Below are 26596 nucleotides of genomic sequence, written 5' to 3' on the forward strand. Positions count from 1 at the left end.
TGAAACTGCAGGTATGGAATCTATAAGGACTCAAGGAAGCGAATTAGATCAGCACGCTCTTGAGGTGTCATCGCCACGACACGATCACGTGCCGCCTGCGCTTCGCCGCCATGCCACAGCACGGCTTCCAGTAAAGTCCGTGCACGCCCATCGTGCAACCAGGTCGCATCCGGATTAACCGTTTTGGTTAGCCCGATTCCCCACAGTGGCGGCGTACGCCACTCGCGCCCACTCGCATCGCCTTCTTCCTGCCCATCGGCTAAGCCCGAGCCCATGTCGTGCAACAGTAAATCGGTGTAAGGCCAGATAAGCTGAAAGCGATGTTCAGGCCGCGAAGCATCGCGCCGCGTGACGTATTTAGGTACATGACACGCAATGCAGTTTGATTCGTAGAACTGCTTTTTACCTGCCAACACGCGCGCATCATCAACATCGCGCCGCTGCGGCAGTGCCAGGTTTTGCGAATACATCGTCACAAAATCCATTAAACGCGCAGGCACTTCATGTTCGCCTAGGTTCTCTTGAGCGCCGTTGGGCATGAGAAAGCAGGCCTGCTGTGCGGCAGTGCAATCGCCATAATGGCTCGGGAATAAGGGTGTAGATAAGCCCATATCGCCTGAAAACGCAGCGGAAGCCTGATGTTCGACATCGGGCTGGCCGGCCTTCCAGTTAAACCGTCCCAGCACCTTTTCTCCGGTTTCCTTATCGCGCACCCAGTTGGCACGACCCGACACGCCTTTAGCAATGCCGCGGTCAATATTGGCCAATATGTCATTCTGATGGATGGCCTCAAGCAGGCCCAGACCCAACATGGGCGGCGCCAGCCTGGGAGACAGCCGAAGCTCGGGATGCAGCGGCCCATAACCCAGATTTTCAATGCTATAGGCCGGACTCATTAAATAGGCCATTTCGCCGCCATTCAGCGAGACGGGGATTTCAGTGTAATCAATTTTGATTTGGCCCTCGGCCGGCAGCCCGGCCACGGCAAACGGCTGTAGCTGGTGCCCATAGATCGGGTCCGGCAACGACACTACTTCACCTCGATCCAGTCGGGCGCGGGCATCATCGTTGCTGCTCGGCAAGGAAAGACGCACCAGTAAAGATACTGCATCGCTACGATCTATGGACTCAAAGCCGGGCACGGATCCACGACCGTCTTTCACGTGACATCCCTGACAAGAACGAGCGTTGAACAACGGCCCCAGGCCGTCGGAAGCCTGGGTTGAGGCCGGTGACGATACCCAGTCTTTACGAAACAGACCGTTGCCCACCATAAACTCTTGACGCGCCTCGAACGTCAGGTTGGCGGCAGGGTGTGAAAAAATGTCGGGATTGATCCGTTTTTTTACGGTACCCGCCCCACCCTGCATGATCTCGAAGGCTTCGGGTTGCGAGAAGTCGCTTGTAGGCTGAGTAATGGCCGCGACTCGTTCAAGGTCTTGCGGATTCAGGTCGGCACGCTGCGTTACCGAACCGGCTGACGCCTCTAGCGCCAGCCCCAGTAAAAGCAGGCCAATAGCTTGTTGCATAGATAAGTCTTACTGAAATACTGCACCAGCATTATCAAGGCTATCGGAGCCTTCGATTTGCACCTCACCCAGCTCGAGCACAGCAATGACACGCTCGAAACTACGTGTCTGAGCGACCAGGCTGTCAATCACCGCCTGAATAATCGCATTACCTTTCTCGTTGCCTTGCGCAATCATCTGGTCATAGGTTTCGACAGTTTCCGCATGTTCTTTCATGGCTTGCATGGCCTTGAGTGTCGTGTCCAGTTTGGCCAGTACTTCTTCATTAAGCCTGGCGTCACGCTCTTTGACCAGATTTGCCAGGCTCTCGCCTTTGACCACGGTGCCATCAACGCGCTTGTATTGCCCTGTGTAGACATTCATCATGCCGACTTGATCGTACAGATGAGAGTTATGTGTATTGTCGGAAAAACAATCGTGTTCTTCTTCAGGATCGTGCAGCATCAGGCCGAGCTTGATGCGTTCGCCCGCCAGTTCGCCGTACGACAAACTGCCCAGCCCTGTCAGCATGGCGACCAGCCCTGCTTTTGGATCGTCCTCGACAGCAGCGCGCGCCTCGCCCTTCACTGCCCAGTTATCCACCATTTCAGTCAAATCGCTGACCAGCAAATCGGTGGCGGCCTTTAGGTACTGACCTCGACGCTCGCAATGCCCACCCGTGCAATTGGCCACGTCAAAATCCGTATGAGGACGATTGCCCGCATGACGCTCTTGCGGTGTACCCGTCCGGCCCTCTGGCGCCGGACCCGTGCCATTCAAATCCTGGCCCCACAGCAGAAACTCGACCGCATGGTAGCCTGTTGCGACGTTGGCTTCGTTGCCATCCGCCTCATGCAAGACCTCGCGCAGCAGTGTTGGCGTAATGTGACTGACATCCACCGCCTTGCCTCCCACACTGATCTTGTCATTGGCAATTACATTCACCACATAGTACGCATTGACGTCGGAATTAGTTCCGTATGAGGCATCGACGTAATCGATCATGCCTTCATCCAGTGGCCAGGCATTAACCCGACCTTCCCAGTCGTCGACAATGGGGTTGCCAAATCGGAACGCTTCAGTTTGCTGATAAGGCACGCGCGCCTCAAGCCAGGCGACCCGCGCCGCTTTAAGCGTATCGGCACCAGGTTTGGCCAACAAGGTATTCACGGCAGATTGAAGCAGCTTCGCCGAAGACAAGGCATCTTCGTATTCCGCCAACGCCAGGTCGGCGTAGTTTGTGACCACGGCCTTGGGCGTTGTGGTCGCGTAGGCGGTGGAACCCAAGGCAAACGAAAGAACTGCTCCAACAAACAAGCCACGCATAGAAATTTCCCAGGGCTGCACCCAGCCCTAAAAGTGATAAGTTAAAAATACCGTAAGCCTAATGTTCAATGGGCCTGACCGCACGTGTCACACCACCCGCATCGCGCGGATAGCAAACCTGAACCAAGGCTGATTGATATTGAGAATCATCCGCATTCTTGCATGGAAAAACGCGTGAAGTCAATACTAAATCTACGCCCGTCCATCGGCCCCTGCAAACTGTTTCTGCTGTGGTGTTGCTAGAACCTGTAAGTCGCGCTGGCCACGATGGAGCGGCGCGAACCGTACCAGCAGTCGCCACGGCCCAGGCACGTGCTGACATAGGTCTCGTCCGACAGATTGTTGATATTCAGCGCATAGCGCCACGATGGCGTCTCGTAGGCCAGCATGGTGTCGACCAACGTGACGCTGGGCGTACGCGGTGCGGCGCCGTCCTGGAAACCACCCAGCCAGCGGACGCCGGCGCCAACTGAAAGCCCGGTGACGTTGCCGATGGCAAAGCGATATTTGCCCCACAACGAGGCCTGGTGCTTGGGCAAGCCTTCCAACTGATCGTCCAGATCAATGTAGCTGTAGTTGGCGATCAGGTCGAACTGCCGGCCAATTGCAGTCTTGAGCTCGAGTTCGATGCCGCGGTTGCGGGTCTTGCCGATCTGCGCCTGTTCCGTCGGGTCGTTGGGATCCGCAACCAGTCGATTTTCTTCATGCAGTGTGTAAGCGGCCGCGTTGACTACCAGGTCACCATCGGCGGACTCATACTTGACTCCCGCTTCCAGTTGCTTGCCGCGTATGGGTACGAATGATGTGCCGGATGCATCGCGGCCCAGTACGGGGGTGAACGATTCACTATAGCTGAGATAGGGGGAGAAGCCGTTGTCGGCTGTGTACATGACGCCCAGGCGCTTGGACGTGGCCTGGCTGACTTGGTCTTCTCCGCCCTCGACGATATTCTTGGAACGATCCCGCCGCAGCCCGGCCACTGCAATCCAATTGCCGTAGCGCAGCTGATCCTGCAGATAGACTCCCATATCGCGCTGACGCACCGTTGGTTTATGGTCGTTGAACGCGGGCGGCGTATAAGCCGGGTAGATCGGGTTAAAGGCATCGATCAGCGGCACAGTATCGTACGATTCAAACGCAGCTACCTTGTCTTCCTTGGAGTAGGTTACATCGAAGCCGACCAGCATCTGGTGTTCGATCGACCCGGTATCGAATGTGCCCTCCAGATGCTGGTCCGCCGAGGCCATCTTGACTGTGGTAATCGTGCCGTCCGCATAACGGCTAAGCAGACGCTTGTTAATGGGATCTGCCGGCCAGCCATCGGCACCGCTGAACGCGTTGGCGTAGAGGCTGCGGTAGTCGACCTCATTGTGGGACCAGCGTGTATTTTGGCGCACCGTCCAGTTGTCGTTAAACGCGTGCTCGAAGCTCCATCCAATAGCACGCCGGCTCGAGTTGTAGCGATCCCAGTCGGGGTCTCCGATAAAGGTGTCAGTGGGGATCTGACCATTTGGGTTGGGCAGAGCTACGCCTTCCCAGGGGAAGAACTGCGCCGTCGATCCGGATTTGTCTTCTTGCAGCAACGCCCGCAAGGTGAGCGATGTGCTGGCCGATGGCTGCCATGTCAGCGACGGTGCAAGCACCCAACGATCATCCGGAACATAGTCCACTTGTGTGTCTGAAAGGCGACCCAATGCGACGACGCGGTATAACCATTCTCCGTTCTCATCGATCGGGCCAGTGAAATCTGCCTGAATCTGCCGACGGTTATACGAGCCGTAAGAAATGCCGATCTCGCGCATGGGCTCGGCCAGCGGGCGCTTGGTCACCATGTTGACGACACCGGCCGTACTGCCTTGACCATATAGCATGGACGATGGGCCACGCAGCACCTCAATGCGCTCGAGCGTGTAGGGTTCGGCGCGCGTGGTGCTGGTGTACCAGTTGTAGTTCGTACGCAGGCCGTCCAGGAAAACCGAGGGTTCCGAGCCGCGAATGCGGAAATTATCAGAACGTGAATCCAGGCCATAGGCATTAGAGCGCACGCCTGCCGCGTAATTCAGCGCATCCTGCAGCCCTGTGGCCCCTTGGTCCCGAATCTCTTCACTGGTGACGACGGTCACCGACTGCGGTGTTTCGCTCAGCGGTGTGTTGGTCTTGGTGGCCGAGATAGATCGGCGTGCGATATAGCCGTCCACCGGTGCGAAGGGCGATTCCAGTGCTGGTTGCGCTGTAACCGTAATAGGTGCCAATGTACGCGTATCGCCCTGTTGAGCCGACGACTGCGTCTGAGCCGAAGCGATCGACATACCTCCCGCTAATGAATACGAAAGCCAGCCCGTCGCGGCGAGTGCACGCACGGTCGGCCGGGTCAATGTCTTGCACGGCATAGTGTTCCTCTTCCTGTTTTATCGTTGAACTCAATCGGCTTTTTTGTGGCGCCGGATTGCGTGGCCTTATCGTCGCGGCCACATCCAGAACCAGACTCCGGCCGCAACCGGTGCCGCAAGCGCGGTCCAGGCGAGCCAATGCCAGACGCCCACACCCAACAGGGCGGCCAGCAAGCCGAAACAGGTCAGCACCCCCAGCAGCACGGGAGCGCCCCACACCCGTCTCAGGGCAGTATTTTGTTTTGCTGCCATCAGACCCTCGCCGGGGCCGGGGCGGCCGAGATGTCCCGCACCATGAGGGCGATACGGGCGTCATTTGCCTTGCGGCGCGCAAACCACAGATACAGGCCACTGACCAGCACGATGATCGTCAACAGATCAAGCAGCACCCAGATCACCTTCAAGGGCATGCCGCCGTAGTCGCCAAAGTGCAGCGGTCGCGACAATTCCAGCAGATTCAAATACCAGGGCGGATGCGCTACGGCCGTCACTGCGCCGGTTCCGGCATCCACCAGTACGGGAGTAAACAGGTGACCGGTCAGGGGGGTGTTGCCTTTAGTCCAGATCACGTAGTGATGCGGGGTCGCATAAAGGTTGCCCGGGTAACTGATACTGACCACTTCATTGCCCGGTACCGCAGATGCCGCTGCGGTGACCGCGGCATCCATCGAGGTATGTTTTAACAGTGGAGCGTCATGCTTGTACGAGGCAATCAGCTCGGCCACTTCGGTGGATTGCCATAACCCATACAGCGGCACGGCCAGCTCGTTGATGACACCCGTTACGCCGACCACGGTCGCCCACACCAGCGTGACGGCGCCCAGCAAGTTGTGCAGGTCCAACCACTTTAGCCGCGTCGAGCGCTGCTTGCGCACCGTGCCGAAGGACAGCTTCTTCATGAAGGGGCCATACAGCACCACGCCGGAAACGATGGCGACGACGAACAGCAGACCCATCAGGCCCAGGAACAGCTGTCCTGGCAGGCCGGCGAACATGTCCACGTGCAGTGCCAGCATCAAACCCATGAAGGTGAACTGCTCCGCCGCCAGCGTATCGCCATCCTTCAGCAGCTCGCCGGTATGTGCGTCAAAGCGCATGTAATGGTGCTGCTTCGGATCGGACGCATAGGATTCGGCCATCCCGACATACACCGTCGGCTCATGGTCATCCATGTACACGTATTGCACGGCTTCACCGGGATATTGCTGGCGAGCGCTCTGAACAATGCTGTCCAGCGTGCTGCGCGGCGTGCCTTCTGCCACAACAGCATAGGGTTTGCCGTCATCCAGCAAGTGCTCGAGTTCTTCATGGAAGACCAGCGGGAGCCCGGTGATACAGATCACCAGCAAAAAGAGTGTGCAGACCAGGCTAGACCACTTGTGGATCCAGTACCAGGACTTGAGTGACGCGGCGGCCGTCATGTCTTACGCCCCGTGTCATCAGAGGCGCTGCCCCAGCCCAAAAGCTTTTGCGTTGTCATATTCTTCGCACTGCTTATTAAAATGAGAATCGTTCGCATTTTATTTACACTCTTTTGGAGTGTCAATGAAAAGTTGGACGAGGGGGCTAAACAAATGCGGCGGGCAGGGGTACGCAGGCACAAGGTCGGGGATCAGCGCTAGCGACTGCTAGCTGCTATCCACCAATGTGACTCATTTCAACGCGGCGCATGTAGACAGTTGCAACCCGGCATAAGAGGTTTGATTGGGCCAGCAGCAGGTCACGCAAAGACAAGACGAGCCAGTTTATCGGGGTTGCGCACGATAAAGACACCAGTAAGACGGTTCTCCGCATTGCAGGCAAAGCTGACCGTTGCGAAAATACGGCCCTCTTGCAAAAGAAGCGCCCCTCGCATGCCATTGATGTCCAGCGCTTTCCATTCCAGACCCTTCCAGTAAACACCCAGCTTGCAAGCGATGAAATCGAGCACTTTCTTCTTACCTGTAAGTGGTACAGGTAGCGTTTGGACTTTGCCTCCTCCGTCAGCCCTCAACTCAACATCCTCCGACATCAACTCAGTAAGCTGATGGATGTCGCCTGTGGTAATGGCCAACTGGAAAGCCGTGAGCAGCGCCTCCTGTCGCTCCATAGGCACAACATTAAGCACTTGTGTACGGCCGATGTTGGTCCTTGCTCGGGACACAAGTTTTCGACAAGTCGCTTCCTGCACCGACAGCGCATGGGCGATGTCGGCGTAAGACAAGTCGAAAATATCATGCAACAGGTACGCAGCGCGCTCCTTCGGAGCAAGGCGCTCCAGCAAAAGCAGGAAAGCCATGGATAGCGATGATGACATCTCCAGAGCACTTTCCGGCGTCTCATCGGTCAGTGCATGAATGGGCTCGGGTAACCATGCCCCCACATAGACCATGCGCGTTTTCTGAGCAGCGCGCAACAAATCTACGCAATGGCGTGTGCAAGTCGTGGTCAACCACGCCGCCGGATTTTCGATCTGGCCATGATCCGCCTCACTCCACTTAATATAAGTGTCATGCACGGCATCTTCCGCTTCGGCCACCGAGCCCAGAATACGGTAGGCGAGACCGACAAGAAATTTTCGCCGGGCCTCAAACACGCTTGTGTAGCTTGCAGCAGTCATGTCAGTGCGTAGAAATTTGAATACGATTCCATAAGTTGATCATCGCCACGGTGAAGGTCAGCGCGCTGACCTCTTCATCGCTGAAGTGCTCCTGCAACGCGCCCCGTAATGTCGCGTAGTCCACATTCCGGTCCAGGTAGGTCAATGCTTCCGTCCACGCCAATGCGGCACGTTCGCGCGGGGTAAAGTCGTCCACCTGACGCCATACAACAAGGCGATCCAGGCGATCGTTTGTTTCGCCGTCTTCACGCGCCTCTCTGGTATGCATTTTCACACAATAACCACAAGCGTTGATCTGCGAAGCACGTAACTGAACCAAATGATGCAGCGTTCGGTCAAGGCCATGGATATTGATGGCTCTGTGAACGTTTTGCAGGGCAGTAAAAACGTCAGGAACAATTTTGTAGTGATTGATGGGGTTGATTGACATGAATTTCCCTTTCGACATGTAGTGAGTTCATCTATATGACGATTGGGGCTGCCTGTTTGTGACGTACCCAGGTATCAATTTACACCTCTACCGCATCAAATCAGCCACCCGTTTCCCTACTGTGGCAATAATCTGATCACGCTCTGGTCCCGCAATGGCATCCGTTTCCAGATAAACAGACGCAATAACAGCCGCCCCGCCAGGCGCTTGGACGAAACCTGCATCGTTGGCGCCAATCGAGGCAGTGCCTGTTTTTTCTCCGACTATCCAATTGGGTGGAATACCCGCCCGCAATCGTCTATCACCCGTGGTGTTTGCCTTGAGCCACGACTGAAGCAGCTGCCGCGATTCTGGCTTTAGGGCTGTACCAAACAGCAGCGTGTTAAGCGTGCTGGTCATGGCATTCGGGCTGGTCGTATCCATCGGTTCGCTCGCATTCGGCTTATTAAGCTCTGGCTCATAGCGGTCATGCCGCGTAACAGTATCCCCCAGACTACGGATGAACTGGGTCAACGCCTGAGGTCCGCCATAGCTTCGGTGCATTAAATTGGCAGCCGTGTTGTCGCTGGTAGTAATGGTGGCGTGACACAGCTCGGCCAAGGTCATGCCCTGCGGTCCTATGTGGCGTCGCGTAACCGGAGCGTACTCCAGGATATCTGCGTCAGTAATCGACATGCGTCTGGTCAGTTTATCGACACCCTGATCGGACCGCGCCAAAATATAAGCCGCGGCCAAGGTCTTGAATGTGCTCAGCATCAGAAACCGTTCATCACCTCGATAGCTCGTTACTTGTCCGCTTGCTGTATCGAGCAGGCCGACCCCAATACGTCCTCGGCTGGTCCGCTCCAGCTCGACCAGCGCTTGGTTCAAGGCAGTCAAGTCTACCGAGGTCCATCGATATTTCTTATTTGTCTGCCCTATTGCCAATGCGGGTAGTGTTGTTGCAGCTACGCAGCTTGTCATGAATTTTCTTCTATCCATTAATATTTTCTCCTATGGAAACTCCCTGCATACTAGCGGCTGGACAAGACCATGCACAAACGGGAATAATTTTGGCTTGTCAATAGAAAAACTTATACATGACATGGATCTTCCATTAAATGCACTGAGAGCGTTTCAGGTATCTGCGCGGCACTTAAGTTTTACGCGCGCTGCTGATGAACTCAATTTGACTCAGTCGGCCGTCAGCCAGCACGTCAAGAACCTGGAGTCTCGTCTGGGTGTTTCGTTGTTCCGCCGTGTACCGCGCGGCCTCGTGCTGACGGACGAGGGAGTGGCGCTGCTACCCGTGCTGTCTGAATCGTTCAACCGAATCGAGACGGCGCTAGCCGGCTATCGTGGCACTGTGCCCAAGCAAGTCCTTTCAGTTGGCGTTGTCGGTACTTTTGCGGTGGGTTGGTTGCTGCCGCGTATACACGACTTCCAGGCACAGCATCCACACATCGAGCTCCGCCTGTCCTCCAATAACAATCGCGTTGACCTGGCTGCCGAAGGCCTGGACTTCGCCATCCGTTTTGGCGATGGAAATTGGCATGGAGTAGACGCCCGCCCACTGCTGTCCGCACCCCTCTCTTTAGTGTGCTCACCCACTGCCGCTCGCCGGCTGCGTACGCCGCGAGACACCTTGTTTGAGCCGCTCTTGCGCTCGTATCGGCCAGACGAATGGCCCGCCTGGTTCAAGGCTGCGGAACTAGAGCCGCCTGTACTCACAGGCTCTATGTTCGACTCGTCAATGGTGCTGGCTGATGCAGTTGCTCAAGGTGCGGGGGTCGCCCTACTGCCAGTGCGCCTCTTCGAGCGCGAACTTCTGTCCGGACGGCTATGTCGGCCGTTTGCATTGGAAGTCGACATGGGGCGGTACTGGCTGACACGTATCGCCAGCCGCCGTGAAGATGAAGCCATGCTGGCGTTCAGCTCTTGGATACTAAGACAGTCGACTTGAGTTTTCCAGCGCAGCACGCCCTCACTCCACAAACTTCATGTCGCCTCGCTTGCCACCATCGTGAATGCATCACCGGCTTCGTCATAATCCCAGCGTTCGATTACACAACGACGTGTACTGCCATCGAAAGCATAACGAATGAGATTGATTGAGTTATTGGAGTCATGACGAATCCGGGACGACACGGCTGTGCCGGCCTGAACGGCCCAAACTGGGTGCGGCAAAGATGCGTCGATGTGATGGAGCCCACTCATGAACGGTCGATGGATATGGCCACCTAATATCAAATCGGCCCCCGCTTCTGCCCAGCTGCGGATGGCCTGTTGATGACCTCGCAGCAATTGCCCTTTATCGGCATCGTGCTGCACATAGACAGGTTGATGCGTCACTACAACACGCAGCTGATTGTGCCCCGCTTGTTGCAAGCGTCGGGCCACTCGATCAATCTGACGGGCGGATACCTCACCTTCGATATGACGATAACGACGCGTGGTCCGCACCCCAATCACCAGAATGGAAGGCGTGTCGAGAACCGGTTCAAGCTCCGGCCCAAAGGCGCGCTTGTAGCGAGCGTATGGCCAGAGCAGGCGGGAAACGATATCAAACAACGGCACATCATGATTCCCCGCTATGACTAGCCTGGACGGAATGGCCAAGCGATCCAGAAAAGACGTAGCAGCAAAGAACTCAGCAGCCCGCGCCCGTTGCGTGATGTCGCCCGAAAAAATTACCACATCAGGCTTTTGTGCAAGCGAAAGCCGTTCCAGGGCACGCACGACCTTAGGTCTTTCGGTGCCGAAATGGGTGTCGGAGATGTGTAACGCTACGTTCATGCAGCGTCTGCATCCGGGTGGCGTTTAATGAGCAATAAAGGTTTGGGCGCTACGCGAAACTGGAGGGGCGTTTGCAGCCACATGATTTCTCCATCTGCAGCCACCTTGATACGGCGTTTGCTATGGCGGCCTTCGCCCTTTACTGGCCCAGCCTGGCTCGCACTGCGCTGCCTGCGCAACAAGCCAGATGGCGCCACGACCAGGCTGCCAAAGCTGAACCCTGTGACATTATCTGCATCACCCAGGCGCCCCAAGGCACCGCGCACAGCCAGCCACAACATGGATAGTGTCCCAACGTGATTCACCGCAATCGCCGCGAGTTTTCCTTGCTCGAGTACTTCAGCTTCCCGCATGCCGACCTGCTCGAGTTGAAGACGATTGTTGCCGATGAAGAGCGTCGTTACCCGAAGGTGGGCACGTTCACCCTCAGTGTCCACCTCTAAATTCAGATAACGATTATTACTCAAGGCCGTAACCAACGCAGACCACATCGCAACAAGGCGGCTTCTGCCATAACGCTGTTTGAATGCTTCACGATCTTCGAGCAGGTCGGGATACAAACCAACACTGGCATTGACAAGAAACACCTTGTCGTTGACTAAGCCAACCTGCACAGGAGTTGGCTCGCCTTGCAACAAATCATCGAGTGCACCCGTGATTTCTTCAGGGATGCCATGTGTACGCCCAAAATAATTAAAGGTGCCCTGCGGAATCGCCCCGAACACACAGTCACTTGCCAAGGCCACACCAGCCACCGCATTGATGGTTCCGTCTCCTCCGACAGCCACCACAATGCCATTTTTTGCAAGCGCCGTATCGACCGCTTCTTGTACGGTTGTAGCCAGATCATTGGGTTCACCAATAACAAACAAGCGAAATGTGCGCCCGACCACTTGCATGGCGGATTCGATGGCCTGACGGGTTGTACTTGAATCATTGCCGCCCGAAGTGCCGTTAAGAACGAAAAACAAGGGGGGATTGCTGGACATATGAGTGATCAAACGAACTCCCTGCATCTCGGTGATATCCTGGATTTTAACGTATTGAGGCGAGGCCGATCACCCGCTTTCCAGCAGCACAGCCTGCATGAACGGCCAGCAACTAATTGCATATGCATGCAATTAGATTGACATCAAAAATATTCTTATTTAATATGCATGCACATGCACTTATATAACAAGGTGATCTCAGTCCGCACCACAACCTGTTTGTGCACAGTCCATCCAACTACCCAAAAAAGGAACCATTATGAGCTGGCTATACCTTGGAATTGCCGTGATTTTTGAGATAGCGGTCGCCCTCTCCGCAGGAAATGCAAAAGGATTCACCCGGCTCGGGTGGACCATCGCCACACTCGTCAGCGGCGTCATAGCCACCTATTTTCTTAGCCTTGCGCTACTTACCTTCGATGTCGGCATTGGCTACGCCATCTGGACATCGGTCGCTGGCGTCGGGATTGTCGTCCTGGGTGCTTTGTTCTTTGGGCAGCGGCTGAACTGGAAGAAGGCCCTCGGAATTCTTCTCGTCATTGGTGGTGTCGTCGGCCTGCAACTCAGCAGCGTCGCATGAAGTCTTCATGCGTACTGATTTATTTAACTTTGCTTAACCTGAAAGGAACAGGATATGACTACAAGAAAACAAACAAGCCTTAGTGGCCGGCATGCATGGGGCATGTTGCTCTTGGCCGGAGCCTTTGAAATTGGGTATGCGCTCAGCGTAGGAAGCAGCCGGGCCTTTACAGTGCCGAGCTGGTCGATCGCTGCTGTCGTTTTCTTTCTGCTCACACTATATTTTCTCAGTGCAGCCCTCCGAACGATTGACGTTGGGATAGCGTACGCGGTCTGGGCCGGTATCGGCGCAGTCGGTGCGGCGGCCTTCGGCAGTATCCTGCTCGATCAGGCTCTCACTGGCATACAAGTATTTTGGCTGGCGGTCATTATCGCTGGTGTCGTCTGGCTGAAGCTCGCTGACAGTACCAAGCTCCAGGCCGAGAAAAGCATCATTTCCTCGTAAATGGGAGTGATGGACACCAGGGTCTTGCATTCTGACTTTGCATGGACATACATCTGATAAGATGTTCTGCTAGTCGATCAACAGGAGTACAAGTCCTCAATGTCCAGGAAAAGCGATTCATGGCTCAAACTGATTCAGGTCATCGCCAATGTCGAAACCGAACTTGGGAAGCTTCTACAAGCACAACATGGGCTTGGCCTCTCTGAGTATCGCGCCCTCGAAATATTGGCACGCTCACCGGATTCCGAACTGCGCATGCAAGAACTTGCCTCGCATCTGCATCTGAATCAAAGTTCGGTCTCACGAATGGTCGAGCGTCTGGAGCGCGGTGGGTTTACCCTGCGCGACCTCTGCCCCGACGACAAACGTGGCGTATATACAGTGCTTACCGACAAGGGACGAGCGCGTCTGGAAAGTGCGAAAATCGACTACGAAAAGGCTCTGGATGCTGCCATCAAGGAATATAGCTGCGAGAAACTGCTGGCAGTGAAACTCGTTAGTACTAAATAGGCGATACCCTCCAAAAACGTACAGACGGCATCCAACTGATTTCCATTGCTGCCGCCCGCACAAAAACTGTCAAAGGCTCGCATGCATGTCGCGGAACAAACGCGGCGAGATACCGAAGCGACGTTCAAAAACATTGTTCAATCTAGCCGCCGGGAACAAGCCCACTCGCGCAGCAACCGATTTAAGCGGCACCCCGCGTGTCAGCAGCAGGCGGGCTGCGTCCAGCCTCGCCGTCTCAACGAAACGGGCTGGTGTTGCACCTGTTGCTGCCACAAACTTCCTGTGAAATGTGCGTGCCGACAGGCCGGCGTGCTCCGACAAGACCGTCACATCCAATGGTGCGTCCAGATGAGCCTGGATCCATGCGATAAGATCGGCAAAGGGGCTGTCCGCTTTCGTCTGTGCTTGCAGCAACGAGCTGAACTGAGATTGATGGCCAGGACGACGAGCATAGAGCACCAGCCGCTTGGCCACCTCACCAACGATCGCCGCACTCAGATCGTAGGCCACCATGGCCAGTGCCATATCGATGCCGGTGGTCACGCCAGCAGAAGTCCAGTAGCGGCCATCTTCCACATACAGCGCCTCGGCATCGACATTCAGCGCGGGGAAGGCCTGCGCAAGCGGCGCACAGCCGTCCCAATGCGTAGCGACACGATGGCCGTCGAGCAAACCTAGCCCAGCCAGAATAAAGGCCCCGGTACAGATCGAGCCCAGACGCTTGGCCTGGTGAGCCAGGGCTGGCAGCGTCTTACGCAGGATGGGATCTTCCATTGTTTGCAGCAAAGGCTCGCGCTCGGCTCCCACCACCAGCAAAGTGTCGACGGCCTGGACCGCTGCGTCGTCAAGACTACGCGTATGAACGACCACCCCACTGCTGCTGGCAACCGGGCCACCAGCGGCCGAAGCCAGTTCGACGCTGTAGCACAACGGCTCCCCGTGCGCTGCCAGCGCCCGGTTGGCTCCGTTAAAGACTGCGACGGGCCCGGACATGTCGAGCAGTTCGAATTCCGGATAGACGATAAAGACAATACGGCGCATTGGCAGAAATTTACATATTTTTGGCATGCCTGACAACACGTACAAGAGTAAGCTGATCACCATGAAGCGTTTCCCTCGTCGTGTGGAGTCGAGCCGTGTCTATCCGTCATGTCCTGTGGTTTGTATTGACCGTGCAGGCATTATTGCTGGCCGGGTTCGGTCTTTGGCTGCGTAGCCTGCCCATACCCGTCACGGCACAGGCGCAAGCTGTCCCCAAGGCAGAAACACAGGCCATGCTGGCCGCCCTGAGACCACCAAAGCAGACACGGCCGTTGGTTGCGGTAGTGGGCCTTAATGAGGCCACCGAAACTACCGATTATCTCTTGACCACTGGGATCTTGCGCCGCGCCGATGTAGCCGACGTGCTCTTGCTTGCCACCGAAGCCGGGCCTGTACAGTTATACCCGGCACTGACCGTGCTTGCGGACCAGACCGTGGCTGAATTCGATAGGCGTTACCCCGACGGAGCCGACTATGTCATCGTGCCTGCCATGGGCCGCGACAACAACCCAACCGTCCTGGCGTGGCTGCGTGCGCAGGCAGACAAAGGTGCACTCATCATTGGCGTCTGCGCCGGGGCCAAGGTCGTTGCGGCTGCTGGACTGCTGGACGGCAAGCGCGCCACGACGCACTGGTACTACCGCCAGGAGATGCTGAAAAGGCACCCTTCGATTACCTATGTACCGAACCGGCGCATGGTGGTGGACCACCGAGTTGCTACCACCACTGGCGTCACGGCATCGATGCCCATGATGCTGGGCCTGATCGAAGCCATCAGCGGACCGCAAAAGGCGACAGCAGTGGCACACGATTTGGGCATGGCGCCATGGAACGCACGTCATGCAAGCGACGCTTTCCGATTCACACGCCCGTTCGCGACAACTGTGCTCAGCAACACCGTAGCCTTCTGGCGCCATGAGCAGATCGATATCGCCCTGCACCCTGGCATCGACGCCGTGTCACTTGCACTGGTGGCCGATGCCTGGTCGCGCACCTATCAGTCGAAAGCCATTACCTTCTCTAACGCCGACACCGCCATCAAAAGCCGCTATGGGATCCGCATCGTTCCAGATCAGCGCACTGCCACGCAGCACAAGCGTCCCGCTTTAGCGCTGGAACTCAAACCCGCCAACGCATTGGACCGGACCTTGTCGGGCATTGCGACACGCTACGGAGAGCGCACCGCTGATGTCGTCGCCATGCAGCTTGAATATCCCGACTTCCACTTACAGGAACCATAAGCAACCAAGCGCTGTTTTTTACCCCCTGCACCAAGGAGACATCCATGTCCAGCACCATTCGCCTGCACCGCGTCATCGCTACCAAGCCCGACAAACTCTACCGCGCCTTCCTCGAGCCGGATGCCGTCGCAAGTTGGCTACCGCCTTTTGGTTTTCTCTGCACTGTTCATGAGCTGGATGCAAAAATCGGAGGCCGCCACCGGATGTCGTTCCGGAACTTTACGACAGGCAAAAGCGACGCCTTCGGCGGTACTTATCTGGAGCTCGTGCCCGGCGAGCGCATCGTCTATACCGACAGCTTCGATGACCCGAACCTGCCCGGTGAGATGCGGGTCGCGGTGACCCTGACGGCGGTATCAGTTGGCACCGAGCTACACATCGAGCAGCAAGGTGTGCCTGATGTCATCCCGGCCGAGGCCTGCTACCTCGGCTGGCAGGATTCGCTCTTCAAGCTCGCCAAGCTCGTCGAGCCGGACATCAACGAGTAGCCTTGACTGAATCAAGGCATGGAGGCAAATACCAGCGATAAAACATCCAGAATGTACGCATAGCGGTGCAGTTCCCAGACCCCAGGATCACTTTCGTGCCGGTCGATTATCGGGATCGCGACGAGCGTTGACGCAAAGGTACTCGGGAGACATCCGCTGCCATACGTGATGTCTCTATCTTGACTATCAACCTACTAGTAGGTAACAATCAAGCCATGAGTACCACCACCCGCGAACAACTTTTGGCGCATGCCCAAACTCTTATCAGGCAACGAGGCTACAACGGCTTCAGTTACCGGGATCTGGCTGACCAAGTAGGGATCAAGACATCCAGTATTCATTATTATTTCCCTTCTAAAGACGACCTGCTCGCTGAAGCAATCGACAACTACGCCGAGCAGACAGCCAGTAAGTTACAAGGGATCGACCAAACGCTGCCTGCCTGCGAGCGCTTGAATCGCTATGCTGGGCTGCTCCATGGTTCGCCCACCGATCAGATTTGTCTGTGCGGCATGCTGGCCGCCGACTTCTCATCCTTAACTGACCGAGCGCGCCAGGCTGTGCAATCGTTCTACCGTACGCACGAATCCTGGCTGAGCAAAGTCGTTGCAGATGGCCAACGCGATGGTACTTTGGCGCGGTCCGAAGACCCCGCAGCGGCAGGGCGCTACCTGTTCTCGGCATTTCAGGGGGCCTTGATGAGCTCCCGTCTGTTTCAGACATCGGACCGTATACAAGACGTTGTGGCTTCGATGAAAGCGTCGCCTGGCCCGATTTAAGGCGTGTCGACACGCTACTGTCGGCTGAGCGCAGCCTGCAGCAAGTCGTTCATGCGCTCACTGTCATTGAACAGGCGCGCGGTGGCCAAGCTACCTTGCAGCGCTGCAAACATAGAGCGCGCTGCAATGCGCACATCACCGGGCATATCCAGGCTACCCTCTCGGACGCCTTGCTCCAGTACTTGGGCCAGCCAATCTTCATTGGCGCCATAAAACCCTTGCAGCATTTTTCGTATGTCTGCGGGCAACGATGCCAGATCAGCCGCTAGTGCGGCAGCCAAGCAGATACGTTCGGTGTTACAGAAAGCCTGTCTGTGCATATCTACATAGGCACGCAACTTGACGTCGGCGCTTAGCCCGGTATCAATAGCTTGTATGGCGGCCAGCCAGCGTGCATGATATTGCTGCACGATTGCCAGCAGTAAATCTTCTTTCTGTGGGAAGTAATAGTGAATGCTGGAGGTCTTGATGCCGATCAGCGTAGCCAGGTCGCGGTAGCTGAAGCCGTTGTAGCCACGCTCCTGGACCAGACGCTGGGCGTGTTGCATGATCTGTGTACGAGTGGTTTCGGTGTTCATAATAAAACGCTACCTGGTAGTCGACGAGGTTCAAGAGTTCGTATTGAAAAAAACCAAGCGGACCGCCGGGCCGAAGCCGGACGGAGCCGCAAAGTGAAACATACGTTGTCCTTAGCCGCACGATGTGGCAGTCATGCTTCTGGCTCTGACAATTGTCCGGCAGCCTTGGCCGCATACAGCTCAGCCACGACTTCGGCGCGAGTTACTGTGCTGGGGTGGCTGCTAGCAATCGGATAGTCAAGCTCGCCGACACTCAGTTGCCCAGCAGCCTTGGCTGCGGCCAGCTCGGCCACAACCTGTTCACGGCTGAGCGAACGGGTCTGGCTGATGGCTATCGGATAGTCGAGCTCGCCAACACTTAATTGTCCGGCAGCTTTAGCAGCTTGCAGTTCAGCCACGACTTGAGCGCGGGTCAGGGAATTCGTCTGTGCGTCTTGAGCGTAGGCAGTAGTGCCGATCAAGGAAGCGGAAATCAATAATAGAGAGGCAAGAGTTTTCATGATGGGGCCTAATAAAAGTTAAAAGTGAGTAAAGATTTTTAGGTATCTACCAATAGATAGATTTATATAGAAAATAAAAAGCGGATTAAGTACTACGTGTTGAGGTGGGCAGTGATAGCTTCGTCACGAACCTGTTCGCGGCTTAAGCCTCTGGTTCCACCAATTGACCGGCTGCCTTGGCCGCATACAACTCAGCCACGACTTCGGCGCGAGTTACTGTGCTGGGGTGGCTGCTAGCAATCGGATAGTCAAGCTCGCCGACACTCAATTGCCCAGCAGCCTTTGCTGCAGCCAGCTCAGCCACAACCTGTGCCCGGCTCAGCGAACTGGTCTGGTTGATGGCTATCGGATAGTCGAGTTCGCCAACGCTCAATTGTCCGGCGGCTCTCGCAGCTTGTAGTTCGGCCACGACTTGAGCACGGGTTGTCGAGTTTGTCTGGGTGTCTTGAGCGTAGGCAGTAGTGCCGATCAGGGAAGCGGAGATCAATAATAGGGAAGCAAGAGTTTTCATGATGGGGCCTAATAAGTTAAAAGTGAGTAAAGATTTTCAGGTATCTACTAATAGATAGATAATCAAATTCATAAAAACGCGCTTTTCAGCGCGGAGGTGAAGAACGTATTGTTTGTTCGCCATCCATGAAACGTATTCTACCTACCTATAGATAGAATTGTCAAAATTATATTTGTATTTATTTGTATCCTTGGGTGTATGCTTGGCCTGCTGCCGGGCGGCTCATGCATTATGACTGGGCGGATTCTGCGCATGTATATCTATCCACTTGCTGTGGCGGAGGCAACAAAATGGCATCTCCGCCACAGCAACAATCAAAATGTTGCGCAGTGCCCCCCCGTAGGCGCTTGGCCAGAACCCGCTGCGATTAGTGGCGGCTCCATATGCACATTGATGGGATCGGAAACCACCCAATCCCATGCAAAAAAGCCGATCAGCGCCAGCCAGAAAGCGGCGAACAATATCGATTTCTTCATATTGCCTCCGACCTCAGAACTGAAAATGGCGGCGAACGCGCACACCAATCAGCGACCCCAGGAAGGCCATCGGGACCCAAATCCAACCGTGTAGGCTGCCGGTCGAAATACCACTGACCATAGCCCCAATATTGCAGCCGAAAGCCAGTCGCGAACTGTAGCCCAGCAAGAAGCCGGCTACGATCCCGACAACCCACTGAGTGCCGGTAAGCGGCTTGGATGGCTTGGATGAGGACTTGCGCGCGGCAATATACAGCGCCCCGGCCAATATGCCGATATTGGTGATGGACGTTACGTCCATGAACACCGATTGCGACAGATTGGCCATATTGACGGGCTGGCTCCAAAAAGGGTTGGTGGCAGGATCAAAGACACCCGCCACAGTGGCGATTTTGCCGAACCACAGTCCAAAGCCATACACCACGCCCCACGGCTGACCAGCCACCACCAAATTCAGCACAGCAAGCACTGCCAGTAAAACCGCGCCTATGAGTAGCTTGCGGTCGAACCAGCGTGCCGATTTTCCGGACCAGAGCACCGCGGCAACGCCCAGGACGGCCAGCCCACCCAGTGTCAGCAAGAGGGCCTGCAACGGGCCATACTCTGCAACCAGCCCCACCGGCTTGACCGCTCCCAACTGCAGCCATTGATCAAGCTGTGCTGAGCCCAGGAAACTACCAAGGGCGAAAACAGGCAGAATGGCCATGTTCAAGGGCGTACCCATGCCGGCCTTATACAAGGTACCCGAACCGCAGCCGTCGGCAACCTGCATGGCCGCCCCGAACACAAAGGCCCCTACAAGCAGACTGATGCTTGGCGGCCCGAGGGCAGCAGCCAGGTCAGTGGGAAATGCAGCCAACAAAGGTATGGACACTGCTGCCGCCAAGGCCAGCAAGAACAACTGCGCCAGTACACCGCTGGGATCCCGCTGCTCAATCAGCCGGCGCCAACCGGTCGTAAACCCGAATCGGGCGCCGGCCAGCACGCTGCCCATGCCTATACCAATCAGAAATAAAACAGCCTGGCGTACGGAGACGAACCAGACCAGGAAAACAAAAAATGCGGCCATCACGGCCGCAAGCGGGAGGCGTTTCATAGGAACGGATCCGAAAATTGATTAACCTACGAGGCCTTTGAGACGGTTAAGAAGCTGCTGTCCGCGCCCAGGCACGTTGTCCATGGGCAGACCTGCCGGAGATTGAGTCCATTCTGCCAGAGAAGCAGGATACAGCTTGACGTTTTCCTGGCCAACAATTTCAGACAAAGCAAACCAGTCCGTGGCCGCCCAGTGCCCAGTGTTGCAGAATGAAATCGTCTCGTCTACCGGTTTGTTGAGTTCGCGTGCGGCAATCTGCTTGGCCTCTTCAGTTGAGACAAATATGGACGTACCTGGCTTGAACCACTTGTCGTTTTCCAGATTGACGGCATTTTGTATCGTACCGGGGACGCTGGCGGTTGGCGCCTTAGTTTCGCCACGGAAGAAATTGGCCGGACGCGCATCGACCAAAAGAGTCTTCGGATTATCAACCTGTGCCTTGACCTGTTCGGTGGTTGCGATAATGGATTCGTTCAATACGGGCTTGTATTGGCTGGTCGCCACAGTGGCTACACTGCTGTTCTGCGGCAGATCTGCATCAGCCCAGGCTTTTACACCACCATTCAAGATCGACAGATTGGTCAGACCCAGGTACTTCAAGGTCCAGTAAACGCGCGCCGAAGCACCAAAATCAGTGGAGTTGGCACCCGACGACACAACGACCGCATGCGACCCCTCGTCCAGGCCCAGGCTTTGCACCAATGCGGTCAGCTTGTCCAGCGGCGGCAACTGGCCCGGATTATTGGCCGGGCCACGCCAGGAACCGTAAGGCGCATTCAAGGCACCGGGAATGTGACTGCTACCGTATGCGTCAGCGGGCCGGATGTCGATAATACGCACGGTTGCGTCGCTGCGAACGCTGTTGAGTTCCGCAGGCGTCAGCAATGGAGCCGCTTGACTGGCAGCGCTGATGGCCACCGCCGCAATGGCAGACGCTATGGATAAGAGGGTTTTCATGTCGGAGTCCAAAATAGAAAAACGAATGTGTTTATTTTCTCAAATTTTCATATGACCAAACAGACTGTTTAGTTGTTTTTTTATAACTGTTTGGAATTAAAGATTGGCACAAGTCAGTACATCAACCCGCCTCGCAACTTATAATGCTTTGATCCCTGCCAAAACAAAGCCGAGGCCACGCATGCAAGCACTAAAACTTATGATGGCCGTCTCGTTAGCCACCCTAGCGATACTCCCCACACTCTCGTCGGCCCAGGCAACAACAGACAAGCGAATTAAAATCGGTGTTCTGACTGATATGTCAGGGGTGACAGCAGATGCAACAGGCGCCGGCTCGCTAGAGGCTGCAAAGATTGCCATCGAAGAAGCCGGTGGCAAAGCGCTTGGCCAGCCGATCGAGATTATTTTTGCCGACCATCAGCACCGCCCGGATATTGGTGCTTCAACGGCGCGCACCTGGTTCGACGTAGATAGCGTCGATGTCATCGTAGACATCCCCAATTCCTCAGTTGCGCTCGCCGTGCAGAACATAGCCCGCGAAAAGAAAAAGATTGTCATGTTCTCCAGCCCCGGCACGACGGCTCTGACCCAAGCGCAGTGCTCTCCTTACGGCGTACAGTGGACATACACCACTTATGCGCTGGCGCGCGGTACTGCAAGCGCGGTTGTTGATCAGGGCAAGAAAAATTGGTTCATTCTGGCCAGTGACTATGCTTTTGGCCAACAGTTGGCCAAAGACACGGCCAAGGTCGTCACAGCCAAGGGCGGCAAGGTATTAGACACGGTTTACCATCCATTGAGCACGGCGGATTTTTCTTCCTTCATACTGTCTGCACAAGCATCACGCGCCGACATTCTGGCATTAGCCAACGCGGGAGGAGACACGATCAATGCCATCAAACAGGCCGCCGAGTTTGGCGTTGGCCAAGGCTCGCAAAATATTGCGGCCATGCTGTTCATGCTGACTGATGTGCACAGCCTGGGGCTCGACGTAGCGCAAGGTACCTATCTCACTACACCTGCTTACTGGGATTTCAATGCTGGAACACGTGCCTTTACAAAGAAATTCCAAGAACGACTGCATAAGGCGCCCACTTTCCTGCAGGCGGGCGTATACGGTTCGGTTCGGCATTATTTGAAAGCAGTTGAAGCGGCAGGCACAGACGACGCGGATGCCGTCATGGCGAAAATGCGAGAGCTACCCATCGATGATGCGTTCAGCCAGAATGCCCACATCCGGGACGATGGCCTGGTCGTTCGCGATATGCTGCTCGCCCAGGTCAAGAAGCCCTCCGAATCAAAAGGCCCTTGGGACTACTACAACATCCTGGCAACCATACCTGGCGCTGACCTGGTGTGGCCTCTATCCGAAAGCCAATGCCCTTTGGTCAAAGACAAAAACTCATAGCCATTAGATAGGCCCGGCTCCACCATGAACAAACCACCAGCCTGTACCGTACGGTTTGGCAGTTTCTATGCGGGGGGCCGTTCCCTTCACATCACCAACGAGCCTATCCGTTCGATTGCCTTTACAGAGTCGGCGTCCTATCAATATGATCCCAATGGCCTATTCCACATCGAACAGGCTTACGTTCAGTTTTTTATTCCTGCCCAACAGCGCCATCCATTGCCTCTGGTCTTGCTGCATGGTGGAGGAATGTCAGGCACCATGTGGGAACAAACACCAGACGGCCGCAATGGTTGGGCACAGACTTTTGTCGAACAAGGTCATGCCGTCTATATCGTAGACAATATCGAACGTGGGCGAGCGGGCTGGGCGCCATTTCCCGGAGTATGGCCCGATACACCCATTATTCGTAGCGCTGAAGAAGCCTGGACATTATTTCGCCTCGGAGAGGCTGTCGGTTTCGCCGAGCGCATTCCATTTGCCGGTCAACGCTTTCCCGTCCAGCACATGGAGTCCTTTGGAGCATTTTCCGTACCACGCTGGCTATCCAACAACGATACGGCAGTTGATACCTTCTGTGCTGCCCTTGACCGCATCGGCCCATGCATCGTGCTGGCACATAGCCATGGTGGGGAAGTGGCCTTTCGGGCCGCAGCACAGCGTCCCGATATTGTCCGCGGCATGATAGCCGTCGAACCCTCCGGTTTTTGCCACGAAAAAAACGTATCGGAGTTGGGCCTGGCGGCTTGCCTGTTCGTCTATGGCGACTATCTGGATCAGACACCGCTTTGGCGCGACCTGACCTCACAAGCCGCGGCATTCAAAAACACACTACGCAATGCAGGTATCAACACGCACTGGTGTGAGTTGCCCGAAAAAGGAATTACGGGAAACTCGCACATGCTGATGATGGACAACAATAATGACGTCATTGCACGCGACATTGCGCGTTGGATACAAGACTCAATCTAGCCATCAGAGCCAGGACTGGCGGGACGCCCCCAATCAGCCCAAACCTTGGCTATGGCCGCATAATCATCACGCCCAGAGCACTCTGTGCCTTGACTAGGGAAGTCTTATCAAGATCCGCCACCTGCAAAGAAAAATGCTTGGGGATTCGCTCGGCTACCAAGTAAGCCATATTACCCAGCCCGTACAGGGCTGCTTGCTTCATACTCATGACCAGTTCCTAATACCTGCTTATTCAGGATCTCGACTTCCGCAAAGCGCAGCATAGGCTTTCTGTACCGCCGCGACCGTCACCTTTCACCTGCCAGCCGGACCTTCATCGAGAAGGTCAAGGAAGTCGTGTCACAAGGATCTGCTACCGTACACCCATGAAAACAGTTATCCAACGCGTCAGCCAGGCCAGCGTCTCTATTGATAGCCATATCACAGGTCGTATCGAGCAAGGGCTACTGGTGCTGGTTTGCGCCGAAACGGCCGATACGCAGGCGACCGCCGACCGCATATTGAACAAGTTGCTTAAATTGCGTATTTTCAGCGATGACGCTGGCAAGATGAATCGCAGCATCCAGGATGTTAAAGGCGGTTTGCTGATTGTCAGCCAGTTCACGCTGGCGGCCGACGTGTGGAGCGGCAACCGGCCAGGCTTCAGCGGCGCGGCCGATCCGAAAACGGGTGAAGATCTATACGATTATTTTGTGGAAGCAGCCCGAAAACTGCATCCTATTGTAGAAACCGGCACCTTTGGCGCAAACATGCAGGTCAGTCTGGTCAATGATGGCCCAGTCACTATTTCGATACAGCTCTAACCGAGTTGCCTAATGCCTGGATGCCACAGAAGGCTTGCATTTCATCCCGGGTAAATGCAATTTCTACCGCCTCGTCTGGCGCCATACTCTCGAGCGCGTCTATCATGGCTCGAAATAGCGCAACAGCGGCAGGCGAAAGGCTACGCCCCTTTTTCTTCACTACATATAGCTTGCGGCGTATGCCTGGGCGCGACAATAAACGGAAGCGCAGTCCTTCCACTACGAGCGATTTGGCCGCCAATGCGGGCAAGGCGCTAAAGCCGAAGCCCCGCCTGAGCAAGGCTTGAAGCGATGCAACGCCACTCACTTCATAAGCCGTATTTTTATTGAAAAATCCTGCAATCTTCGGCTCTTGGTCGAGCAATATACGTATGCCATTGGCTTTGCTTAGGCGAACCATGGTGTGGCGGGCTAACTTGCTCCATACCAATGAGCCCGGCTCTGTATTTAAAGAATGGTCGGCACAATACACTGCGCCGTAGGCATCGGTTAACAGAAGGGCTGTATCGAGCTCAGGAATAGGTTCGAACAATGTGGTAACGCCAAAGTCCGCTTCGCCCGCCATGACTTGCTGCGCCACGCTTTGGGTCGTGCCTTCGGTAAAGCGCGTGTTGATGCCAGGGTAACGGTGCGCCAAATCCATCAAGGCAGGGGTCAACACGTACGTAATGAAAGAGCCCGCAGCACAAACTACAACAGACCCTCGCTCTCGCTCGGCCACCATACGCAAGTCGTCCAGCACGTCATCCAGGTCGCGTAGCAGCCGCTGTGCCGCAGGCAGAAAAATACTCCCTTGTCGTGTCAGCACCACCGAACGTGTCGACCGATCGAACATTTGCAAGCCGACCTCGTCTTCCAGGACTTTGATTGATGAAGTCAAGGTTGACTGTGTGACGTGCAGACTATCGGCCGCTTTGGTAAAGCTCCCCTCAGCCGCTACGGCGATAAAGGCCCGAATATGCTTTAAGGTGATATTTGCCATTGATTAAATCAATTAATGTATAGAAATTATTCGTTTGTTCAGGCATTAGCATGAGTTTAAACTTTTTCCATCTTTTTGATCTACATCAAGGAAAATCATGAGCACTGCAAACGATGACCAATTGAAAGAAGCACCTGTTGCCGTCGAAGGTGCCGCAGCCTGGTACGGACGCGATCTGAGCAACAGCACCGCATGGATACATGAACTTCAACCGGAAGACATCCAGGAAATAGACCATGCGATTGCGTCCTTTCATGCCCAAGACCTTTCTATGGCCGACATCAGTCCTGCAACGTTCTCCTTGCCTATGCTGTCCAAAAAGCTGGGGCAAATACTCAACGAAATCCTCGACGGCCGGGGTTTTGTATTGCTGCGAGGCTTACCTGTAGAACGCTACGGCAAAGGTGATTCGGCAATCGCATACCTGGGCATAGGCGCTCACCTTGGAAGCTTCCGCTCACAGAATGCCAAAGGACATCTGCTTGGCCATGTCCGTGATATGGGAGCAGACATCAACCAAGCCAAAACCCGCTATTACCAAACCAATCGTGGTCTGGAATACCACACCGACTCCTGCGATATTGTTGGCTTGCTGTGCCTGCAGACATCCCAAAGCGGTGGAGAAAGCCGTATCGTCAGCTCCGTCACCATCTATAACGAAATGATGGCACGGCGCCCAGATCTGGCTGTCCAGTTATTTCATGCATTCCCGACAGACCGTCGTGGGGAGATTCCCGAAGGCATGCTGCCATGGTTCGAAGTACCAGTCTTCAACTGGCATGCAGGGCATCTCACGACCATTTATTCTGGCCAGTACATCCGCAGCGCCCAAAAGAACTTTCCGCAAGCACGGCGGCTGACGCAAACCGAGATTGAAGCACTTGAAATGCTGGACGACCTCACCAATGATCCAGATCTCAATCTGCAGATGGAATTCAGGGTGGGTGACATGCAGTTCTTGCACAATCACCAGATACTCCACTCCCGTACGGATTTTGAAGACTGGCCCGAACCTGAGCGCCGCCGACATCTCCTAAGGCTTTGGCTGTCGCCCAAGACCGCCCGCTCTTTGCCCGAGAGCTTCGCAGCACGATATGGCTCGCTGGAACCTGGCAATCGCGGTGGAATTGTTGTCAAGGATACTCGTCTCAACTTTACGCTTGAAGACTTCTAAGCCGGCTACTCCACTCCATACGCTCAAGGTGAATGGGTA

The 26596-nt window shown here is 55.4% G+C and carries 30 protein-coding genes; 11 read left to right on the forward strand and 19 right to left on the reverse strand.

The features are described from left to right. Positions 1-20 precede the first annotated feature (20 nt). The 8 genes from ERD84_RS00310 to bla all read right to left on the reverse strand — a co-directional run bounded on the left by ERD84_RS00310 (position 21) and on the right by bla (position 9234). A complete protein-coding gene (locus tag ERD84_RS00310) occupies positions 21-1529 on the reverse strand; it encodes a di-heme oxidoreductase family protein (RefSeq protein WP_130037152.1) in 1509 nt (502 codons plus the stop codon). Between the two features lie 9 nt (positions 1530-1538). Continuing rightward, positions 1539-2834 carry an imelysin family protein gene (locus ERD84_RS00315; protein WP_130037154.1) on the reverse strand — a complete coding sequence of 432 codons (1296 nt, stop codon included), beginning with the start codon at positions 2832-2834 and terminating at the stop codon, positions 1539-1541. 239 nt (positions 2835-3073) lie between these two features. Next, positions 3074-5224: a TonB-dependent siderophore receptor gene (locus ERD84_RS00320; RefSeq protein WP_209019798.1), complete on the reverse strand. Its 2151-nt coding sequence runs from the start codon at positions 5222-5224 to the stop codon at positions 3074-3076. A gap of 66 nt (positions 5225-5290) precedes the next feature. Continuing rightward, positions 5291-5476: a hypothetical protein gene (locus ERD84_RS00325; RefSeq protein WP_130037156.1), complete on the reverse strand. Its 186-nt coding sequence runs from the start codon at positions 5474-5476 to the stop codon at positions 5291-5293. Continuing rightward, positions 5476-6645, reverse strand: coding sequence for a PepSY-associated TM helix domain-containing protein (locus ERD84_RS00330; protein ID WP_130037158.1), 1170 nt, complete (start codon positions 6643-6645; stop codon positions 5476-5478). The genes ERD84_RS00325 and ERD84_RS00330 overlap by 1 nt, the downstream gene beginning before the upstream one ends. A 299-nt stretch (positions 6646-6944) precedes the next feature. Next, positions 6945-7823: an RNA polymerase sigma factor SigJ gene (gene sigJ, locus ERD84_RS00335; RefSeq protein ID WP_130037160.1), complete on the reverse strand. Its 879-nt coding sequence runs from the start codon at positions 7821-7823 to the stop codon at positions 6945-6947. Between the two features lies 1 nt (position 7824). After that, complete coding sequence (locus ERD84_RS00340) at positions 7825-8253, reverse strand: carboxymuconolactone decarboxylase family protein (protein ID WP_130037162.1); 429 nt, start codon at positions 8251-8253, stop codon at positions 7825-7827. A gap of 87 nt (positions 8254-8340) precedes the next feature. Then, positions 8341-9234, reverse strand: a complete 894-nt coding sequence (gene bla, locus ERD84_RS00345) for a class A beta-lactamase (RefSeq protein ID WP_130037164.1) — start codon at positions 9232-9234, stop codon at positions 8341-8343. Between the two features lie 103 nt (positions 9235-9337). On the opposite strand from bla, the gene ERD84_RS00350 reads away from it, so the two are divergent. Continuing rightward, positions 9338-10195: a LysR family transcriptional regulator gene (locus ERD84_RS00350; protein ID WP_130037166.1), complete on the forward strand. Its 858-nt coding sequence runs from the start codon at positions 9338-9340 to the stop codon at positions 10193-10195. Between the two features lie 35 nt (positions 10196-10230). Here the strand turns inward: ERD84_RS00350 and ERD84_RS00355 are convergent, their stop codons facing one another. Continuing rightward, on the reverse strand, positions 10231-11028 hold the full coding sequence (locus ERD84_RS00355; RefSeq protein ID WP_130037168.1) for a metallophosphoesterase family protein: 798 nt from the start codon (positions 11026-11028) through the stop codon (positions 10231-10233). Then, positions 11025-12017, reverse strand: coding sequence for a diacylglycerol/lipid kinase family protein (locus tag ERD84_RS00360; protein ID WP_130037170.1), 993 nt, complete (start codon positions 12015-12017; stop codon positions 11025-11027). Before ERD84_RS00360 ends, ERD84_RS00355 begins: the two co-directional genes overlap by 4 nt. Before the next feature lie 259 nt (positions 12018-12276). Between ERD84_RS00360 and ERD84_RS00365 the strand changes: the two genes are divergently transcribed. The 3 genes from ERD84_RS00365 (at position 12277) to ERD84_RS00375 (ending at position 13551) form a co-directional block, all read left to right on the forward strand. Continuing rightward, entirely contained in the window at positions 12277-12597 is a 321-nt protein-coding gene (locus ERD84_RS00365; RefSeq protein WP_130037172.1) for a DMT family transporter, read from the forward strand. Positions 12598-12651: 54 nt separating this feature from the next. After that, entirely contained in the window at positions 12652-13041 is a 390-nt protein-coding gene (locus tag ERD84_RS00370; protein WP_130037174.1) for a DMT family transporter, read from the forward strand. Between the two features lie 99 nt (positions 13042-13140). Next, positions 13141-13551, forward strand: coding sequence for a MarR family winged helix-turn-helix transcriptional regulator (locus tag ERD84_RS00375; RefSeq protein ID WP_130037176.1), 411 nt, complete (start codon positions 13141-13143; stop codon positions 13549-13551). A gap of 69 nt (positions 13552-13620) precedes the next feature. Here ERD84_RS00375 and ERD84_RS00380 read toward each other — a convergent pair whose 3' ends face one another. Continuing rightward, positions 13621-14592 carry a GlxA family transcriptional regulator gene (locus ERD84_RS00380; RefSeq protein ID WP_130037178.1) on the reverse strand — a complete coding sequence of 324 codons (972 nt, stop codon included), beginning with the start codon at positions 14590-14592 and terminating at the stop codon, positions 13621-13623. 95 nt (positions 14593-14687) lie between these two features. Here ERD84_RS00380 and ERD84_RS00385 point away from each other — a divergent pair, with 95 nt between their 5' ends. The 3 genes from ERD84_RS00385 to ERD84_RS00395 all read left to right on the forward strand — a co-directional run bounded on the left by ERD84_RS00385 (position 14688) and on the right by ERD84_RS00395 (position 17100). After that, a complete protein-coding gene (locus ERD84_RS00385) occupies positions 14688-15833 on the forward strand; it encodes a DJ-1/PfpI family protein (RefSeq protein ID WP_130037180.1) in 1146 nt (381 codons plus the stop codon). A 44-nt stretch (positions 15834-15877) separates the two neighbouring features. Continuing rightward, positions 15878-16321 (forward strand): SRPBCC family protein, encoded by a 444-nt coding sequence (locus ERD84_RS00390; RefSeq protein WP_130037182.1) that lies wholly within the window; start codon positions 15878-15880, stop codon positions 16319-16321. Between the two features lie 215 nt (positions 16322-16536). Continuing rightward, positions 16537-17100, forward strand: coding sequence for a TetR/AcrR family transcriptional regulator (locus tag ERD84_RS00395; RefSeq protein ID WP_130037184.1), 564 nt, complete (start codon positions 16537-16539; stop codon positions 17098-17100). Between the two features lie 14 nt (positions 17101-17114). Here ERD84_RS00395 and ERD84_RS00400 read toward each other — a convergent pair whose 3' ends face one another. The 6 genes from ERD84_RS00400 to ERD84_RS00420 form a co-directional block, all read right to left on the reverse strand. Beyond that, a complete protein-coding gene (locus ERD84_RS00400) occupies positions 17115-17678 on the reverse strand; it encodes a TetR/AcrR family transcriptional regulator (RefSeq protein ID WP_130037186.1) in 564 nt (187 codons plus the stop codon). 131 nt (positions 17679-17809) lie between these two features. Further along, entirely contained in the window at positions 17810-18178 is a 369-nt protein-coding gene (locus tag ERD84_RS00405) for a DUF4148 domain-containing protein (protein WP_130037188.1), read from the reverse strand. Between the two features lie 142 nt (positions 18179-18320). Then, positions 18321-18689 (reverse strand): DUF4148 domain-containing protein, encoded by a 369-nt coding sequence (locus ERD84_RS00410; RefSeq protein WP_130037190.1) that lies wholly within the window; start codon positions 18687-18689, stop codon positions 18321-18323. Between the two features lie 314 nt (positions 18690-19003). Continuing rightward, positions 19004-19165: a hypothetical protein gene (locus tag ERD84_RS15895; protein WP_167667191.1), complete on the reverse strand. Its 162-nt coding sequence runs from the start codon at positions 19163-19165 to the stop codon at positions 19004-19006. Between the two features lie 13 nt (positions 19166-19178). Then, positions 19179-20261 carry a YeeE/YedE thiosulfate transporter family protein gene (locus ERD84_RS00415; protein ID WP_130037192.1) on the reverse strand — a complete coding sequence of 361 codons (1083 nt, stop codon included), beginning with the start codon at positions 20259-20261 and terminating at the stop codon, positions 19179-19181. A 21-nt stretch (positions 20262-20282) separates the two neighbouring features. Then, positions 20283-21218 carry a sulfurtransferase gene (locus tag ERD84_RS00420; protein WP_130037194.1) on the reverse strand — a complete coding sequence of 312 codons (936 nt, stop codon included), beginning with the start codon at positions 21216-21218 and terminating at the stop codon, positions 20283-20285. A 181-nt stretch (positions 21219-21399) separates the two neighbouring features. Here ERD84_RS00420 and ERD84_RS00425 point away from each other — a divergent pair, with 181 nt between their 5' ends. After that, on the forward strand, positions 21400-22626 hold the full coding sequence (locus ERD84_RS00425; protein ID WP_245150582.1) for an ABC transporter substrate-binding protein: 1227 nt from the start codon (positions 21400-21402) through the stop codon (positions 22624-22626). A gap of 24 nt (positions 22627-22650) precedes the next feature. Next, complete coding sequence (locus ERD84_RS00430) at positions 22651-23598, forward strand: alpha/beta fold hydrolase (RefSeq protein ID WP_130037196.1); 948 nt, start codon at positions 22651-22653, stop codon at positions 23596-23598. A 49-nt stretch (positions 23599-23647) separates the two neighbouring features. Here ERD84_RS00430 and ERD84_RS15900 read toward each other — a convergent pair whose 3' ends face one another. Then, positions 23648-23806, reverse strand: coding sequence for a hypothetical protein (locus ERD84_RS15900; protein WP_167667193.1), 159 nt, complete (start codon positions 23804-23806; stop codon positions 23648-23650). A gap of 157 nt (positions 23807-23963) precedes the next feature. Here ERD84_RS15900 and dtd point away from each other — a divergent pair, with 157 nt between their 5' ends. Further along, positions 23964-24401: a D-aminoacyl-tRNA deacylase gene (gene dtd, locus ERD84_RS00435; RefSeq protein ID WP_130037198.1), complete on the forward strand. Its 438-nt coding sequence runs from the start codon at positions 23964-23966 to the stop codon at positions 24399-24401. Here the strand turns inward: dtd and ERD84_RS00440 are convergent. Next, a complete protein-coding gene (locus ERD84_RS00440) occupies positions 24382-25383 on the reverse strand; it encodes a LysR family transcriptional regulator (RefSeq protein ID WP_130037200.1) in 1002 nt (333 codons plus the stop codon). The genes dtd and ERD84_RS00440 overlap by 20 nt on opposite strands. Before the next feature lie 97 nt (positions 25384-25480). Between ERD84_RS00440 and ERD84_RS00445 the strand changes: the two genes are divergently transcribed. Beyond that, positions 25481-26557 (forward strand): TauD/TfdA family dioxygenase, encoded by a 1077-nt coding sequence (locus ERD84_RS00445; protein ID WP_130037202.1) that lies wholly within the window; start codon positions 25481-25483, stop codon positions 26555-26557. Positions 26558-26596: the final 39 nt, after the last annotated feature.

The sequence above is a fragment of the Pollutimonas harenae genome (genome assembly GCF_004153685.1).
Classification (GTDB): domain Bacteria; phylum Pseudomonadota; class Gammaproteobacteria; order Burkholderiales; family Burkholderiaceae_B; genus Pusillimonas_C; species Pusillimonas_C harenae.